Origin of the sequence: Mycolicibacterium xanthum, from assembly GCF_019710635.1 — a bacterium.
GTDB lineage: Bacteria > Actinomycetota > Actinomycetes > Mycobacteriales > Mycobacteriaceae > Mycobacterium > Mycobacterium xanthum.
In genome coordinates, this window is the sequence record NZ_JAIFZS010000006.1 from 49,760 (window position 1) to 63,746 (window position 13,987).

The window sequence follows — 13,987 nt, forward strand, 5'->3', positions numbered from 1 at the left end:
TCAGAAGGCCGTCAGGTAGTGGTCGAGCTCCCACGGGCTCACCGCGCCGTGGTAGCCGAAGAACTCGTCGCGTTTGATTCCGGCGAAGTAGCCGGATACGCCCTCGCCGGCGGCGTCGAGAACGCCGGTGACCACCGGGTCGGCCTCGAAGTCCTCCACCGCGTGCAGCAGCGTCGGCGGCAGGGCGCGGGTGCCGACACCGCCGCCGACCGCGCCCGGATCGACGCTGCGCTTGATGCCGTCGATGCCTGCGCCCAGTGCCGCGGCGATCGCCAGGTACGGGTTGGCCGAGCCGTCGCCGCCACGCAGCTCGATACGATCGCCGTCGGGCACCCGGATGTAGTGGGTTCGGTCGTTGCCGCCGTAGGTCGGCGTCTTCGGAGCCCACGAGGCACCCGAGGCGGTGGAGGTCGCGCCGGTGCGCTTGTAGGAGTTGACCGTCGGGGCGACGACGGCCTGCAGTGCGCACGCGTGCTCGAGGATGCCGCCGATGAAACCGTATGCGGTCTCCGACAACCCCAGGCCGCGACCGTCCTCGCCGTCGGCCGGGAACACCGGTGTCCCGCCGCTGGTCAGCGACAGGTGCAGGTGCAGCCCGTTGCCGGTCTTGTCGGCGAACGGCTTAGGCATGAAGGTGGCGACCATGCCGCGTTCGGCGGCCATCATCGACAGCAGGTAGCGCAGCGTGATCACCCGGTCGGCGGTGGTCAGCGCCTCCGCGAACTTGAAGTTCTGCTCGAACTGCCCGTTGCCGTCCTCGTGGTCGTTGGCGTAGTTGGACCAGCCGAGCTGGTTCATCGCGGTGGACACCTCGGTGAGGTGGTCGTACATCCGGGTCACCCCGCGCGCGTCGTAGCACGGCTGCGCGGCGGTGTCGGCCGCGTCGGCCACCGAGACGGCGCCGTCCTGGCCGCGGCGGAGCAGGAAGTACTCGACCTCGGCCCCGACCCACGGCTCGAATCCGGCGTCGCCGCACCGTTCGACCAGCGCCTTGAGGATGACCCGGGGGGCATAGGGCCACGGCTCGCCGTTGACGTGCGGATCGCAGTGCACCAGCGCCAGGCCCTCCTTGATGAAGGGAATCGGGGTGAACGACGCCGGGTCGGGGATGGCCATCAGGTCGGGGTCCTTGGGCTCCTGGCCCATCGCGCCGACGGCATAGCCGGCGAACCCGACGCCCTCGGTGGTCAGTAGGTCGACCGCCTCGACCGGGACCAGCTTGGCGCACGGTTTCCCGCGCAGGTCCACGAACAGTGCCAGGATGAACCTGGTTCCGTACTGTTTGCACAGCTCAGCCAGCGTGGCGAGGTCCTGCGGCACGACGACACCCCTTGTCTCTTGGTGTGAATCACCGTATTACGATGGGAAACCGTCTGCAGCGCGAGGGGCCGAAGCGCTACCCGTTGAGCACGATCTCGCTGAGCGGAAGGCGGCGGCGGGGCCGGCCGTCGCGTTCGGCGATCTCCGGCGCGATCTGCGCGTAGTCGCCCAGTCGTCCGATCGCCACCACCACCAGCGGGCGCGGACCGTCGGTCAGGCCGAAGGCCTCGGCGGTCGGCTCCGGGTAGAAACCTGCCATCGGGTGCGCGATCAGGCCACGGGACACCGCCTCGACCAACAGGTTGGCCATGGCCGCGCCGGCGTCGACGGCCGAATAAAGCTCGGTGCGCTCGTCCTCGCCGCGGTCGGCGCAGAGCAGGATCAGGGCGCTGGCGGCCTTGGCGTAGCTGTTGCCGCGCCGCAGCTGGCCGGTCAGCGTGGTGAACGCCGCGTCGCCACGTCGGCCGACGACGAACCGCACCGGCTGGCGCGTCCCCCACGTCGGTGCCCAGCGGGCGGCCTCCAACAGCGCGGTCAGATCCTCGTCGGACAGTTCGAAGGCCGGATCGAAAGCGCGGGGGCTCCAGCGACCGGCGAGGGCGGGATGGATCGGGACCGAGGTGTCGGCCAACCGATCGGCGGGCGCGTCGGGCACGGTGAGCACGCTACCGGCCGGAAAAAGCAGGTGCCGGGAGCCTTTATCCTTGGTGGGTTCCATCCCCGCACCCGAAAGGTTTCGTCGTGGCGCTCGTCGTGCAGAAGTACGGAGGATCCTCGGTGGGCGACGCCGAGCGCATCCGTCGCGTCGCCGAGCGCATCGTCGAGACCAAGAAGGCGGGCAACGACGTCGTCGTGGTCGTCTCGGCGATGGGTGACACCACCGACGAACTGCTCGACCTGGCCAAGCAGGTCTCCCCGGCCCCGCCGGTGCGCGAACTCGACATGCTGCTGACCGCCGGTGAGCGCATCTCCAATGCGCTGGTCGCGATGGCCATCGAGTCGCTCGGCGCGCAGGCCCGATCGTTCACCGGCTCACAGGCAGGCGTGATCACCACCGGCACCCACGGCAACGCCAAGATCATCGACGTCACGCCCGGCCGGCTGCGCGATGCGCTCGACGAGGGGCAGATCGTGCTGGTGGCCGGGTTCCAGGGGGTCAGCCAGGACACCAAGGACGTCACCACGCTCGGCCGGGGTGGGTCCGACACCACCGCCGTGGCGGTCGCCGCGGCGCTGAAGGCCGACGTCTGCGAGATCTACACCGACGTCGACGGCATCTTCACCGCCGACCCGCGCATCGTGCCGAATGCCCGGCGGCTGGACACCGTCTCCTTCGAGGAGATGCTGGAGATGGCCGCCGCGGGAGCCAAGGTGCTGATGCTGCGCTGCGTCGAATACGCCCGTCGCTTCGACCTACCCATCCACGTCCGGTCGTCGTACTCCGACAAGCCGGGCACCATCGTCAAAGGATCGATCGAGGACATCCCCATGGAAGACGCCATCCTCACCGGAGTCGCCCACGACCGCAGCGAGGCCAAGGTCACCGTCGTCGGGCTGCCCGACATCCCGGGCTACGCCGCCAAGGTTTTCCGCGCCGTCGCCGACGCCGACGTCAACATCGACATGGTGTTGCAGAACATCTCGAAGGTCGAGGACGGCAAGACCGACATCACCTTCACCTGTTCGCGGGAGAGCGGACCGGGTGCGGTGGAGAAGCTGGCCTCGTTGCAGAACGAGATCGGCTTCACCCGGGTGCTCTACGACGACCACATCGGCAAGGTGTCGCTGATCGGTGCGGGGATGCGGTCGCATCCCGGGGTCACCGCGACGTTCTGCGAGGCGCTGGCCAACGTCGGCGTCAACATCGACCTGATCTCCACCTCCGAGATCCGGATCTCGGTGCTGATCAAGGACACCGAGCTGGACCGTGCGGTCGCAGCGCTGCACGATGCGTTCGGGCTCGGTGGCGACGAGGAAGCCGTCGTCTACGCGGGAACGGGGCGGTAGGTGGCGGGGCGAGCGAAGCGACGGGAGCCTTAGGTGGTCAGAATCGGGGTGGTCGGCGCGACCGGCCAGGTCGGCCAGGTGATGCGAAACCTGTTGGTCGAACGTGATTTTCCCGCCACCGAGGTGCGGTTCTTCGCATCCGCGCGGTCGGCGGGCAAGAAGCTGGACTTCTGCGGACGGCAGATCGTGGTCGAGGACGCCGAGACCGCCGACCCGTCCGGCCTGGACATCGCGCTGTTCTCCGCCGGCGCGACGATGTCGCGGGTGCAGGCGCCCCGGTTCGCCGCGGCGGGCGCGGTCGTCGTCGACAATTCGTCGGCGTGGCGCAAGGATCCCGACGTGCCGCTGGTGGTCAGCGAGGTCAACTTCGCGCGCGATGTCGGAAACCGGGCTCGGTCCCTTCCCATGGGCATCATCGCCAACCCGAACTGCACCACGATGGCCGCGATGCCGGTGCTCAAACCGCTGCACGACGAGGCCGGCCTGACCCGGCTGATCGTGTCCAGCTACCAGGCGGTCTCCGGCAGCGGGCTGGCCGGCGTCGAGGAGTTGGCCGGCCAGGCGCGCGCGGTGATCGACGGCGTGGAGCAGCTGGTGCACGACGGCGGAGCGCTGGACTTCCCGGCGCCCAACAAGTACGTGGCGCCGATCGCGTTCAACGTCGTTCCGCTGGCCGGCTCGCTGGTCGACGACGGCTCGGGTGAGACCGACGAGGATCAGAAGCTGCGCAACGAAAGCCGCAAGATCCTCGGTATCCCGGAGCTGGCGGTCTCGGGGACCTGCGTGCGGGTTCCGGTGTTCACCGGGCACTCGCTGTCGATCAACGCCGAGTTCGCCGCGCCGCTGTCGCCGCAGCGTGCCACCGAGCTGCTTGCCGGGGCGCCCGGGGTGACGCTGGTGGACGTGCCGACGCCGCTGGCCGCCGCCGGCGTCGACGACTCGCTGGTCGGCCGGATCCGCCGTGACCCGGGAGTGCCCGACGGGCGCGGGCTGGCGCTGTTCGTGTCCGGCGACAACCTGCGCAAGGGTGCCGCACTGAACACCATCCAGATCGCCGAGCTACTCGCCGCCGAACTCTAGCCCGCCACGCACCTTGCGCCGAACTCGCATTCCGGCAGGCCTCTTCTCGGCCTTTCTCTGCTGGAATGCCATTTCGGCGCCGGTGGCGGGCGCGACGCCGGCGCAGGGGCCGCCGTCGTCGCCGTTGCCGCCGCTGATGCCGGGCCAGGTACTGCGGCTCGGCCCGGCCGCCGGAACCGGCACCCCGACCGCCGACTACGGGATCGGGGCGACCGACCTGTGCGAGTTCATGGAGTTCCCCAGCGGCATCCTGCAGGTGTGCGGCGACAGCTTCGCCGGGCAGGGGGTGGGTTATGGCGGCTGGTACTCGCCGATCGCCCTGCACGTGGTGGGGGATTCGCTCGACGATCCGGGCGGGGTGCGCTATGACGGGGTGACCGGCGTGACCACCCCGCTGCTGGCCGAACCGACGGCGCCGGACACCTCGCAGCTGCCCGCGGGAGTGATCGAGATCAACCGCGAGAACTACATGATGGTCACCACCACCGAGAACCTCACCCCGCAAACCTCCCGCCTGGTCAAGGCCCTTCCCGGGCAGGGGAACTGGCCGACGATCGCGGGATCCGAGCGGCCCGCGGACTACGCCGGCGGGCGGCAGACCCAGATCAGCGGCTACTACGACCCGATTCCGACCGCCGAGTCGCCCAGCGGCTGGGTCTACATCGTGGCCAACAACTTCGACCGCAGTGGGCCCGTGGTGCTCTACCGGGCCGCCCCCGAGTCGTTCACCGACCGGGCGAGTTGGCAGGGCTGGACGGGCAGCGGGTGGGGTGACGAACCGGTGCCGCTGTGGACCGACCGGGTGGGGGAGATGAGCGTGCGCCAGATCGACGGCACGACGGTGCTGTCGTACTTCAACGCCAGCACCGGCAACATGGAGGTGCGGGTCGCCGACGATCCGACCGCGTTGGGCACCGCGCCGGTGACGACGGTGGTGTTCGCCTCTGACTGGCCCGATCCGGCCGAACACCTGCCACCACCCGAGGACAACCGCCTCGCGCAGCCCTACGGCGGCTACATCTCGCCGGGCTCGACCATCGACGTAGTGCGGGTGTTCGTCAGCCAGTGGAACACCATGCCCCGTGGCGGAACCCCGTACCGGGTGATCCAGTTCGCGGTGAACCCCATCAAGCCCTGGTAGCCGCCGGCGAGCCGCCGATGACGACGTCGGCGATCAGCGGTACACCCGGTCGGTAAGCCAGGTGGATGTACGACGGCGCGTCGAGCCTGCTGAAGTCTGCGCGCATGCCGGGGGCCAGCACGCCAACATCACTGCGCCGCAACGCTGCCGCGCCGCCGGCCGTCGCCGCCCACACCGCCTCGGCGGGGGTGAAGCCCATGTCGCGCACCGCCACGGCGATGCAGAACGGAATGCTCGTGGTGAATGAGCTGCCGGGATTGCAGTCGGTGGCCAGCGCCACCGTGACACCGGCGTCGAGGAACCGGCGGGCATCGGGCCAGGTTGCGCGCGTCGAGAATTCGGCGCCGGGTAGCAAAGTGGCCACCGTGGTGCCGGCGGCAAGGGCGTCGATGTCGTCATCGGTGGCGTACGTGCAGTGGTCGACCGACGCCGCACCAAGGTCGACCCCGAGTCGTATCGCGTCCGACGGTCCGAGCTGAGCGGCGTGCAACCGTGGCGTCAGGCCGGCGGCCACCCCGGTCTCCAGGATGAACCGGGCCTCGTCGACGTCGAATGCCCCACGGTCGCAGAACACGTCGATCCAGCGCGCGTGGTCACGGCACCGGTCGAGCATATCCCCGGCCACCAGACGGACATAGGCGTCGCGGTCAGCCTGATATTCGGCCGGGACGACGTGTGCGCCGAGGTAGGTGGTCTCGGTGGTGAGCGTCGATGCGACGCTCAGGCTGCGTTGCTCGTCGGCGGTGGTCAGCCCGTAGCCGCTCTTCGTCTCGAACGTGGTCACACCACTGCGGTGCAGTTCGTCGGCCAACTGGGACAGGTTCGCGCCGAGCGCCTCGTCGGATGCCGCCCGGGTGGCGGCGACCGTGGTCGCGATACCGCCGCCGTCGTAAGGTTTTCCGCTCATCCGCGCGGCGAACTCCTCGCTGCGATCACCGGCGAAGACCAGGTGGGCGTGGCTGTCGACGAAGCCGGGCAGCACACACGACCCGAGGCAGTCGACTCTGCGATCGGCCGACGGGGCGTCGGCACGGGAGCCCACCCAGGCGATCTGCTCGCCATCGACGACCATCGCCGCATCCGTCAGGACGCCGAGAGCGGTGTGATCGCCGACCCGCGGATCGTTGGTGACCAGTTCGCCAATCCGGTCATAGAGTACGGTCATCGGTCCTCCCACAGTGCGGCAACGCTTCTGGCGATCGCCTTCGGAACGTCGACACGGTGGTGGCGGCCCTCGGTGACGATGACGCGACCGTCGACGACGACATCGGTGACATCGGCGGCACTCGCCGCGAAGACGAGATTCTCCGCGGTGGCGCCGCCGCCCGCGGTGCGCACGGAGGCGACGTCGACCGCCACCAGATCAGCACGCGCACCGACGGCGATGCGGCCGGCGTCTGGCCGGCCCAGTGCCCGATGGCCGTCTCCGGTGGCCGCACCGAGCAGGCGTGGTGCCGGGATGAGCCCGCGCTGGCGGCTGGCCAGTCGCTCGTCGAGTTCGACCGCACGTGCCTCCTCGAACAAATCGATCACGGCGTGGCTGTCGCTGCCCAGACTGAAGGTGCCGTCGATCAGGGCGGCGGCCGGCCCGATGCCATCGCCGAGATCACGTTCGGTGGTGGGGCAGAAGCAGACGGCGGTGCCGGTGCCGAGCATATCGGCGACATCCCGCTCGGTCAGATGGGTGGCGTGCACCGCGGTGGTACGCGGACCCAGCACCCCGTGCTCCTTCAACACCGCCGTCGGCGTGGCGCCATGAGCCTGCCGGCACTGTTGCACCTCGGCGATCTGCTCGCTGGAATGGACGTGCAGCGGGGCCGAACGGTGTTGCGCCCACTCGGCTACCGTCGTCGCCTGAGGTGGGGGGACGGCGCGCACGGAGTGCACTGCGGCGCCGACGAGCACGCCGTCGCCTTTCAGCCCGTCCACACGCCGTGCCCATCGCTCGGCGTCACCGTCGCCGAAGCGCCTCTGGTGATACTCCAGCGGGTCGCCCGCGGCGTTGGCCGTCAGATAGCAGGTGTCGAGCAGGGTCAGCCGGATACCGGCCTGCGCCGCGGCCTCGATCAGGGCGTGGCCCATCTCATTCGGGTCGTCGTAAGGTGTGCCGTCGGGGCCGTGATGCAAGTAGTGGAACTCGCCGACAGTGGTGATGCCCGCCAGCGCCATCTCTGCATAGACGGCGCGGGCCAGCTCGAGGTAGGAATCGGGCGTCAGGCGCTGCGAGACGCGGTACATCGCATCACGCCATGTCCAGAACGAGCCGCCGCCGCGCTGGGTGTGCGACCGCAGCGCGCGGTGGAAGGCGTGTGAGTGAGTATTCGCCATACCGGGAATCACCATGCCGTACAGCGTGTTTCCCTCCGGTGCGGTGTTCGGCTGGACGGCGGTGATCACGCCGTTGGCCACTGTCACGCGCACGCCGTCGGCGAACCGGTCACCCAGCCAGGCATGCTCACACCACCAGGTCCGGCTCACCCGGTCACCCAGTCGGTCATCACGTCGGCCAGTGCGCGGGCGCCGGTGCGGCAGTCGGCGATCTCGGCGTACTCGTCGGGCGAATGCGACACTCCGGTCGGATTGCGCACGAACAACATTGCGGTCGGAACCGTCGCCGACAGCACACCGGCGTCATGCCCGGCCGCGGTCGGCAGGACGGGAACCTCGCCCAGGATTCGCATGATCCGTGCGCGCGGTGCCTCGGGGAAGACGACCGCGGGGCTGATCGATTCGACGTCGACCTCGACGGCGACGCCGTCCTCGGTGGCCCAGCGGGTGGCATCGGCGGATATGGCCTCGACCATCGCGGTGAGGGTCTGCTCGTCACCGGCGCGGGCGTCGAGCCAGGCGTGTACGCGCGAAGGAATCGCGTTGGCGCCGTTGGGCGTCACCATCAGCTTGCCGAAGGTCGCGACGGCCTCGTGCGCGGCGGCGCGTGAGCGCGCCGCACGAACGGTCGATGCGAACGCCAGCATCGGGTCGTGGCGGTCGACCAGCCGCGTGGTACCGGCGTGGTTACCGATGCCGCAGAACGTGAGCTGCCAACGCCCGTGCGGCCAGATCGCCGAGGCCACCGCGATCGGCTGGTTCACCAGGTCTAGTGCGCGGCCCTGCTCGACGTGCAACTCGACGTAGACCCCGACGCGCTTGACGAGGTCGGCGTCCGGACCCACACGACCAGGATCGCGGCCGGCGGCGGTCATCGCCTCGGCAAGCGTGGTGCCGTCGGCGTCGCGCAGGTTCAGCGCCCGCTCGGCGGTGACGGCGCCGGTGGACAACTGGGATCCCACGCAGGCCACGCCGAACCGGCCGCCCTCCTCATCGGAGAACGCGACCACGGCGACGGGCATCTTCGGGGTGATCCCGTTGCCCACGAGCAGGTCGATCGCCGCGAACGCGGCCACGATGCCCAACGGGCCGTCGAATGCCCCGCCGCCGGGCACCGAGTCCAGGTGGCTGCCGGTGACAAACGCGCCCGTCGGATCGCCGATCCAGCCCGGCGGCATCCACCACGCCCACAGGTTGCCGTTGCGGTCCTCCTCGCACGACATGCCGCGGCGGTGCGCCTCGCCGGTGAACCACTCCCGCAGCGTCAGATCAGCCGCCGTCCAGGCGAACCGGCGATAGCCCCCGGATGCGGGATCGCGACCGACGTCGAGGATCGACGTCCACAACGAGTCGAACGTCACCGGACGTCCCACATGGGAATCCGGACACCGCGGTCGGCGGCGACGTCAGCGGCGTGCTTGTAGCCCGCGTCTACATGGCGGATGACGCCCATGCCCGGGTCGTTGGTCAGTACCCGCTCCAGCTTCTGGGCGGCCAACGGGGTGCCGTCGGCGACGGTCACCTGCCCGGCGTGAATGGAGCGTCCCATGCCGACGCCGCCACCGTGGTGAATCGACACCCATGACGCGCCCGAGGCGGTATTCACCAGGGCGTTGAGCAACGGCCAGTCGGCGATGGCGTCGGACCCGTCCAGCATCGACTCGGTCTCGCGGTAGGGCGATGCCACCGATCCCGAGTCGAGGTGATCGCGGCCGATCACGATCGGTGCCGACACCTCCCCGTTGGCCACCATCTCGTTGAATCGGAGCCCGGCACGGTGCCGTTCGCCGTACCCGAGCCAGCAGATCCGTGCCGGCAGGCCTTGGTAGGCGACCTTTTCGCCGGCCATCGTCAGCCACCGGTGCAGGTGCTCGTTATCGGGGAACAGGTCCATGACCGCCCTGTCGGTGGCCTCTATGTCCTTCGGGTCGCCGGAGAGTGCGGCCCACCGGAACGGCCCGAGTCCCTCCTCGAACTGTGGGCGGATGTACGCGGGCACGAAGCCTGGGAACTCGAAAGCCCTTTCGTAACCTGCTTTTCGGGCTTCGTCGCGGATCGAGTTGCCGTAGTCGAACACCTCGGCGCCGTTGTCCTGAAAGCCGACCATCGCCGCGACGTGGCGCGCCATGGACTGCTGCGCCTGTTCGGTGAAGTAGGTGGGATCCTTGTCGGCCATCTTGCGCATGTCCTCGAACGCGATACCGACCGGGAGGTAGGACAGCGGGTCGTGGGCCGATGTCTGGTCGGTGACGACATCGATCGGCGCATTACGCTCGAGTAATTCGGGAAAGACTTCGGCGGCGTTGCCGAGCAGACCGATGGACAACGGGCGCTTGGCGTCTCGCGCCTGCACGGCGAGCCGTAGGGCCTCTTCCACCGAGTCGGCCCTGGTGTCCAGGTAGCGTTGGGTGATGCGGCGATCGATGCGCGTGGGATCACAGTCCACACAGATCGCGACGCCGTCGTTCATGGTGACTGCCAGCGGCTGGGCACCGCCCATCCCGCCCAGGCCGGCCGTGAGCGTGATCGTGCCCGCCAGGGTGCCGTTGAACTTCTTGCGTGCGACCGCACCGAACGTTTCGAAGGTGCCCTGCAGGATGCCCTGGGTGCCGATGTAGATCCACGAGCCCGCCGTCATCTGGCCGTACATCGTCAGTCCGGCAGCCTCGAGTTCACGGAACTTCTCCCAGTTCGCCCAATTGCCGACCATATTCGAGTTGGCGATCAACACCCGCGGCGACCATTCGTGGGTCCGGAACACGCCGACCGGCTTGCCCGACTGCACCAGCATCGTTTCGTCGTTCTCGAGTGTGCGCAGCGTCGCGACAATGGCGTCGAACGCCTCCCAGCTGCGTGCCGCCCGGCCGGTGCCGCCGTAGACCACCAGCTCCTCGGGGTGTTCGGCGACCTCGGGGTCGAGGTTGTTCATCAGCATCCGCAGTGCGGCCTCCTGCTGCCAGCCTTTGCAACTGATCTCGCTGCCGCGGGGTGCGCGGACGGTGCGTGCCGTGGTTTCCATGCCTTTCAGCACACCCGATGTCTGCCCATTGATCCATGGACTTCAGACAGCTAGTGTCTCGTATCCGAGACCCCGCTCCGGAAAGGCGGCCCGGCATGTCGAGCACTTCCCCAGCGGTGGGCCGGGCCCTGGATCTGCTGTTGTATCTGGCGGGTAAGCCCGGCCCGGTGTCCGGGGCGGCGATCACGCGTGATGTCGGGATCCCCCGGTCGTCGACGTACCATCTGCTCGACGTACTGATCGCGCGCGGTTTCGTGGTGCACTTCCCCGACCAGCGTTCCTACGGGCTGGGCATGTCGGCGTTCGAGATCGGGTCGGCCTATCTGCGTCACGAACCTCTCGAGATGCTGGCGCGCCCCGTCCTGACACGGTTGGTCGCCCGCATCGGCGAGACCGCCCACCTGGGCGTGCTGCACGGAGCCGAAACGCTGTACCTGCTCAAGGAACAGCCCGCGGTCGCGCGTATCCCCGTCACATTGGTCACCGACGTCGGCGTCCGCCTGCCCGCACACCTGACGGCCAACGGGCGCTCGATCCTCGCGCACCTACCCGCCGCGCAGGTGCGTGCGCTGTTCCCGCGTGGCTTCGTCAACCGCACCGGCCAGGGCCCTGCGACCCTGCCCGAGCTGCGGCGGGTGTTGGCCGCCGAGCACAGACAGCGGTGGGCCGAGGAGATCGGGCTGGTCACCGCCGGGCTGCAGTCGGTGGCGGCCTGCGCGTTCGACCGCTCCGGATGGCCATGCGGGGCGATCAGCGTGACCTGGCGCCAGGACCACAGCCGGGCTTCACACGACGAGCTGGTGCGGGCGGTGCGTACCGGTGCCCAGCAGTTGACGGCCGCGATGTCGGGCCACGGCCCCGACGGTTGGTTCGACTCTGTCTGAGATCCGAGACGATAACTGACCGGGGCGGGTCCTCAGCGGTCCGGCCAGGGCCTAGGTTGGCGGCATGACAGTCACCGTCGGCATCGGTCCAGTCAGCTTCGACGACGTCGTCGCGGTCGCCCGGGCAGGCGCTGCCGTCCGCGTGTCGGACGATGCAGTAGCGGCGATCGAGGCGAGCCGGCTTCACATCGAGGCGCTGGCCGCCCAACCGTCGCCCGTCTACGGCGTTTCGACCGGCTTCGGCGCGCTGGCAACCCGGCACATCCCGGAGGACATGCGAACCACTCTGCAGCGCAGCCTCATTCGCTCCCACGCTGCGGGATCCGGCCCCGAGGTCGAATGCGAGGTGGTGCGCGCGATGATGCTGCTGCGGCTCTCGACGTTGACCACCGGCCGCACCGGCGTACGCGTTGCGACTGCCCAGGCCTATGCGAACCTGCTGTCGGCCGGCCTGACGCCGGTGGTCTACGAGTACGGAAGTCTGGGCTGCTCGGGCGATCTCGCGCCGCTGGCACACGTCGCAATGGCGATCATGGGTGAAGGGTCGGTGCGCGACGCCTCCGGTGCGCTGCTGCCGACCGCGGACGCGCTGACCGCTCACGGTCTGTCGGCGGTGACATTCGCCGAGAAGGAAGGCCTCGCGCTGATCAACGGCACCGACGGCATGCTCGGCATGCTGGTGCTCGCGCTCGCCGACCTGGACAACCTGTTCCGTGTCGCCGACATCGCCGCCGCGATGAGCGTCGAGGGTCAACTCGGTACCGACCGGGTGTTCGCCGAGGACCTGCAGCGCCTGCGTCCGCACCCCGGCCAGGCCGCATCGGCAGCGAATCTGCGTACGCTGCTGTCGGATTCGGCGATCATCGCCAGCCACCAGACCCCCGATTGTGCACGCGTGCAGGACGCCTACTCGCTGCGCTGCTCACCGCAGGTGGCCGGCGCGGCACGGGACACCGCCGACCATGCCCGTCTGGTTGCGGGGCGCGAACTGGCCAGCGTCATCGACAACCCTGTCGTCACCGACGACGGCCGCGTCGAGTCCAACGGCAACTTTCACGGGGCGCCCGTCGCCTATGTGCTCGACTTCCTCGCCATCGCCGTGGCCGATCTGGCCAGCATCAGCGAACGGCGCACCGACCGGTTCCTCGACGTCGCCCGCAGCCGCGGACTGTCCGCATTCCTGGCCGGCGACCCCGGTGTCGACAGTGGGCACATGATCGCCCAATACACCCAGGCGGGCGTCGTGTCCGAACTCAAACGCCTGGCCGCGCCGGCGAGCGTCGACTCGATCCCGTCGTCGGCGATGCAGGAGGACCACGTCTCGATGGGCTGGTCGGCCGCCCGTAAGCTGCGTCGCGCCGTCGACGGTCTGACCCGGGTGCTGGCGATCGAGGTGCTGACCGCGGCGCGCGGCATCGACATGCGCGCACCCCTGGCCCCCGCGCCGGGCACCGCTGCGGTGGTGTCGCTGGTGCGTTCGGCCGTCGAGGGCCCAGGGCCCGACCGTTATCTGGCGCCGGAGATCGCCGCTGTCGTCGATCTGGTCGCGTCGGGCGCGGTCGTCGCCGCCGCGGAGGGTGTGACCGGCCCGCTTGCCTGACCAGCATCGCCGACCGGCTCATAGCGGATTCACAGCGGACGCCTAATGTCCGCTGGGGATCGCGGCGAATGATCGTAGCCATGAGCGAAGCAACGACGCCGCCGGCACCCGAAGATCCGTCAGAGCCCGCGACCGGTCCGGTCATGACCGGACCGCCCGCCGGGACCCTGCCTCCGCAGCCGGGACCCGTCCCACCACCGGTCCCCCCGATGCCGGCGCAGCCGGTCTATGCCACCGCGGAGTCCAATCGGCTGAACAAGGCCGCCGCGCTGGTGGGGATCATTGCGGGGTCGGTGATCATAGTGGCGGTGATCTTCGGCACCGGATTCTTCGTCGGCAAGCAGGTCGGACAGGGCCCCCGGGACGACCGCGGCCATCAGTTCGTTCTCCACCCGGCGCCGCCGATGTTCCCGATGGGTCCGCAGGGCGAGTTCGGGCGGGGTCCCGAGTTCCGGGGACCGTTCGGTTCCGACGGTCCGAGGATCGGGGTCCCGCAACCGCCGGGGAGCCAGGGCGGCTCGGGTGGGCAGGGCGGTCCGGCATCGCCGCAGCGCCCTTAGCGACAGATCTCTCTTCTCCTCGGGTGGATCCCACGGCCGTGTGGGGTA

General features: G+C 69.4%; 12 protein-coding genes. 6 read left to right on the forward strand and 6 right to left on the reverse strand.

From position 1 onward, the window contains the following. Together glnT and JDV09_RS03425 are read right to left on the reverse strand one after the other, a co-directional pair. Nucleotides 1-1,320 carry a type III glutamate--ammonia ligase gene (gene glnT / locus JDV09_RS03420; RefSeq protein WP_221367713.1) on the reverse strand — a complete coding sequence of 440 codons (1,320 nt, stop codon included), beginning with the start codon at nucleotides 1,318-1,320 and terminating at the stop codon, nucleotides 1-3. Nucleotides 1,321-1,396: 76 nt separating this feature from the next. Next, a complete protein-coding gene (locus tag JDV09_RS03425; RefSeq protein ID WP_308124001.1) occupies nucleotides 1,397-1,975 on the reverse strand; it encodes a nitroreductase family protein in 579 nt (192 codons plus the stop codon). Between the two features lie 86 nt (nucleotides 1,976-2,061). On the opposite strand from JDV09_RS03425, the gene JDV09_RS03430 reads away from it, so the two are divergent. The 3 genes from JDV09_RS03430 to JDV09_RS03440 are packed head-to-tail and all read left to right on the forward strand — an operon-like array spanning nucleotide 2,062 to nucleotide 5,548. Next, complete coding sequence (locus JDV09_RS03430; protein ID WP_221367715.1) at nucleotides 2,062-3,327, forward strand: aspartate kinase; 1,266 nt, start codon at nucleotides 2,062-2,064, stop codon at nucleotides 3,325-3,327. 33 nt (nucleotides 3,328-3,360) lie between these two features. Next, a complete protein-coding gene (locus JDV09_RS03435; protein WP_221367716.1) occupies nucleotides 3,361-4,407 on the forward strand; it encodes an aspartate-semialdehyde dehydrogenase in 1,047 nt (348 codons plus the stop codon). Nucleotides 4,408-4,420: 13 nt separating this feature from the next. Continuing rightward, nucleotides 4,421-5,548, forward strand: a complete 1,128-nt coding sequence (locus JDV09_RS03440) for a DUF4185 domain-containing protein (RefSeq protein ID WP_372452835.1) — start codon at nucleotides 4,421-4,423, stop codon at nucleotides 5,546-5,548. Here the strand turns inward: JDV09_RS03440 and hutI are convergent. From hutI to hutU, 4 genes are read right to left on the reverse strand one after another with little or no spacing between them, the layout of a single operon-like run. Further along, entirely contained in the window at nucleotides 5,535-6,713 is a 1,179-nt protein-coding gene (gene hutI / locus JDV09_RS03445) for an imidazolonepropionase (protein WP_221367717.1), read from the reverse strand. The two genes, JDV09_RS03440 and hutI, sit on opposite strands and share 14 nt — an antisense overlap. Beyond that, nucleotides 6,710-8,026 carry a formimidoylglutamate deiminase gene (locus tag JDV09_RS03450; protein WP_308123988.1) on the reverse strand — a complete coding sequence of 439 codons (1,317 nt, stop codon included), beginning with the start codon at nucleotides 8,024-8,026 and terminating at the stop codon, nucleotides 6,710-6,712. The genes hutI and JDV09_RS03450 overlap by 4 nt, the downstream gene beginning before the upstream one ends. Further along, entirely contained in the window at nucleotides 8,023-9,237 is a 1,215-nt protein-coding gene (locus JDV09_RS03455; protein ID WP_221367718.1) for an allantoate amidohydrolase, read from the reverse strand. Before JDV09_RS03455 ends, JDV09_RS03450 begins: the two co-directional genes overlap by 4 nt. Further along, entirely contained in the window at nucleotides 9,234-10,895 is a 1,662-nt protein-coding gene (gene hutU / locus JDV09_RS03460) for a urocanate hydratase (protein WP_221367719.1), read from the reverse strand. The genes JDV09_RS03455 and hutU overlap by 4 nt, the downstream gene beginning before the upstream one ends. 95 nt (nucleotides 10,896-10,990) lie before the next feature. On the opposite strand from hutU, the gene JDV09_RS03465 reads away from it, so the two are divergent. The 3 genes from JDV09_RS03465 (at nucleotide 10,991) to JDV09_RS03475 (ending at nucleotide 13,939) form a co-directional block, all read left to right on the forward strand. Beyond that, entirely contained in the window at nucleotides 10,991-11,779 is a 789-nt protein-coding gene (locus JDV09_RS03465; protein WP_221367720.1) for an IclR family transcriptional regulator, read from the forward strand. A 64-nt stretch (nucleotides 11,780-11,843) separates the two neighbouring features. Continuing rightward, a complete protein-coding gene (gene hutH, locus JDV09_RS03470; RefSeq protein ID WP_221367721.1) occupies nucleotides 11,844-13,379 on the forward strand; it encodes a histidine ammonia-lyase in 1,536 nt (511 codons plus the stop codon). 80 nt (nucleotides 13,380-13,459) lie between these two features. Beyond that, nucleotides 13,460-13,939 carry a hypothetical protein gene (locus JDV09_RS03475; protein WP_255604780.1) on the forward strand — a complete coding sequence of 160 codons (480 nt, stop codon included), beginning with the start codon at nucleotides 13,460-13,462 and terminating at the stop codon, nucleotides 13,937-13,939. The last annotated feature ends 48 nt before the right edge of the window (nucleotides 13,940-13,987 follow it).

Bases quoted from the DNA above. Each gene is read 5' to 3' on its own strand.
- hutI (WP_221367717.1), bottom strand. From the start codon at position 6,713: ATGACCGTACTCTATGACCGGATTGGCGAACTGGTCACCAACGATCCG.
- hutU (WP_221367719.1), bottom strand. From the start codon at position 10,895: ATGGAAACCACGGCACGCACCGTCCGCGCACCCCGCGGCAGCGAGATC.
- JDV09_RS03465 (WP_221367720.1), top strand. From the start codon at position 10,991: ATGTCGAGCACTTCCCCAGCGGTGGGCCGGGCCCTGGATCTGCTGTTG.
- hutH (WP_221367721.1), top strand. From the start codon at position 11,844: ATGACAGTCACCGTCGGCATCGGTCCAGTCAGCTTCGACGACGTCGTC.
- JDV09_RS03475 (WP_255604780.1), top strand. From the start codon at position 13,460: ATGAGCGAAGCAACGACGCCGCCGGCACCCGAAGATCCGTCAGAGCCC.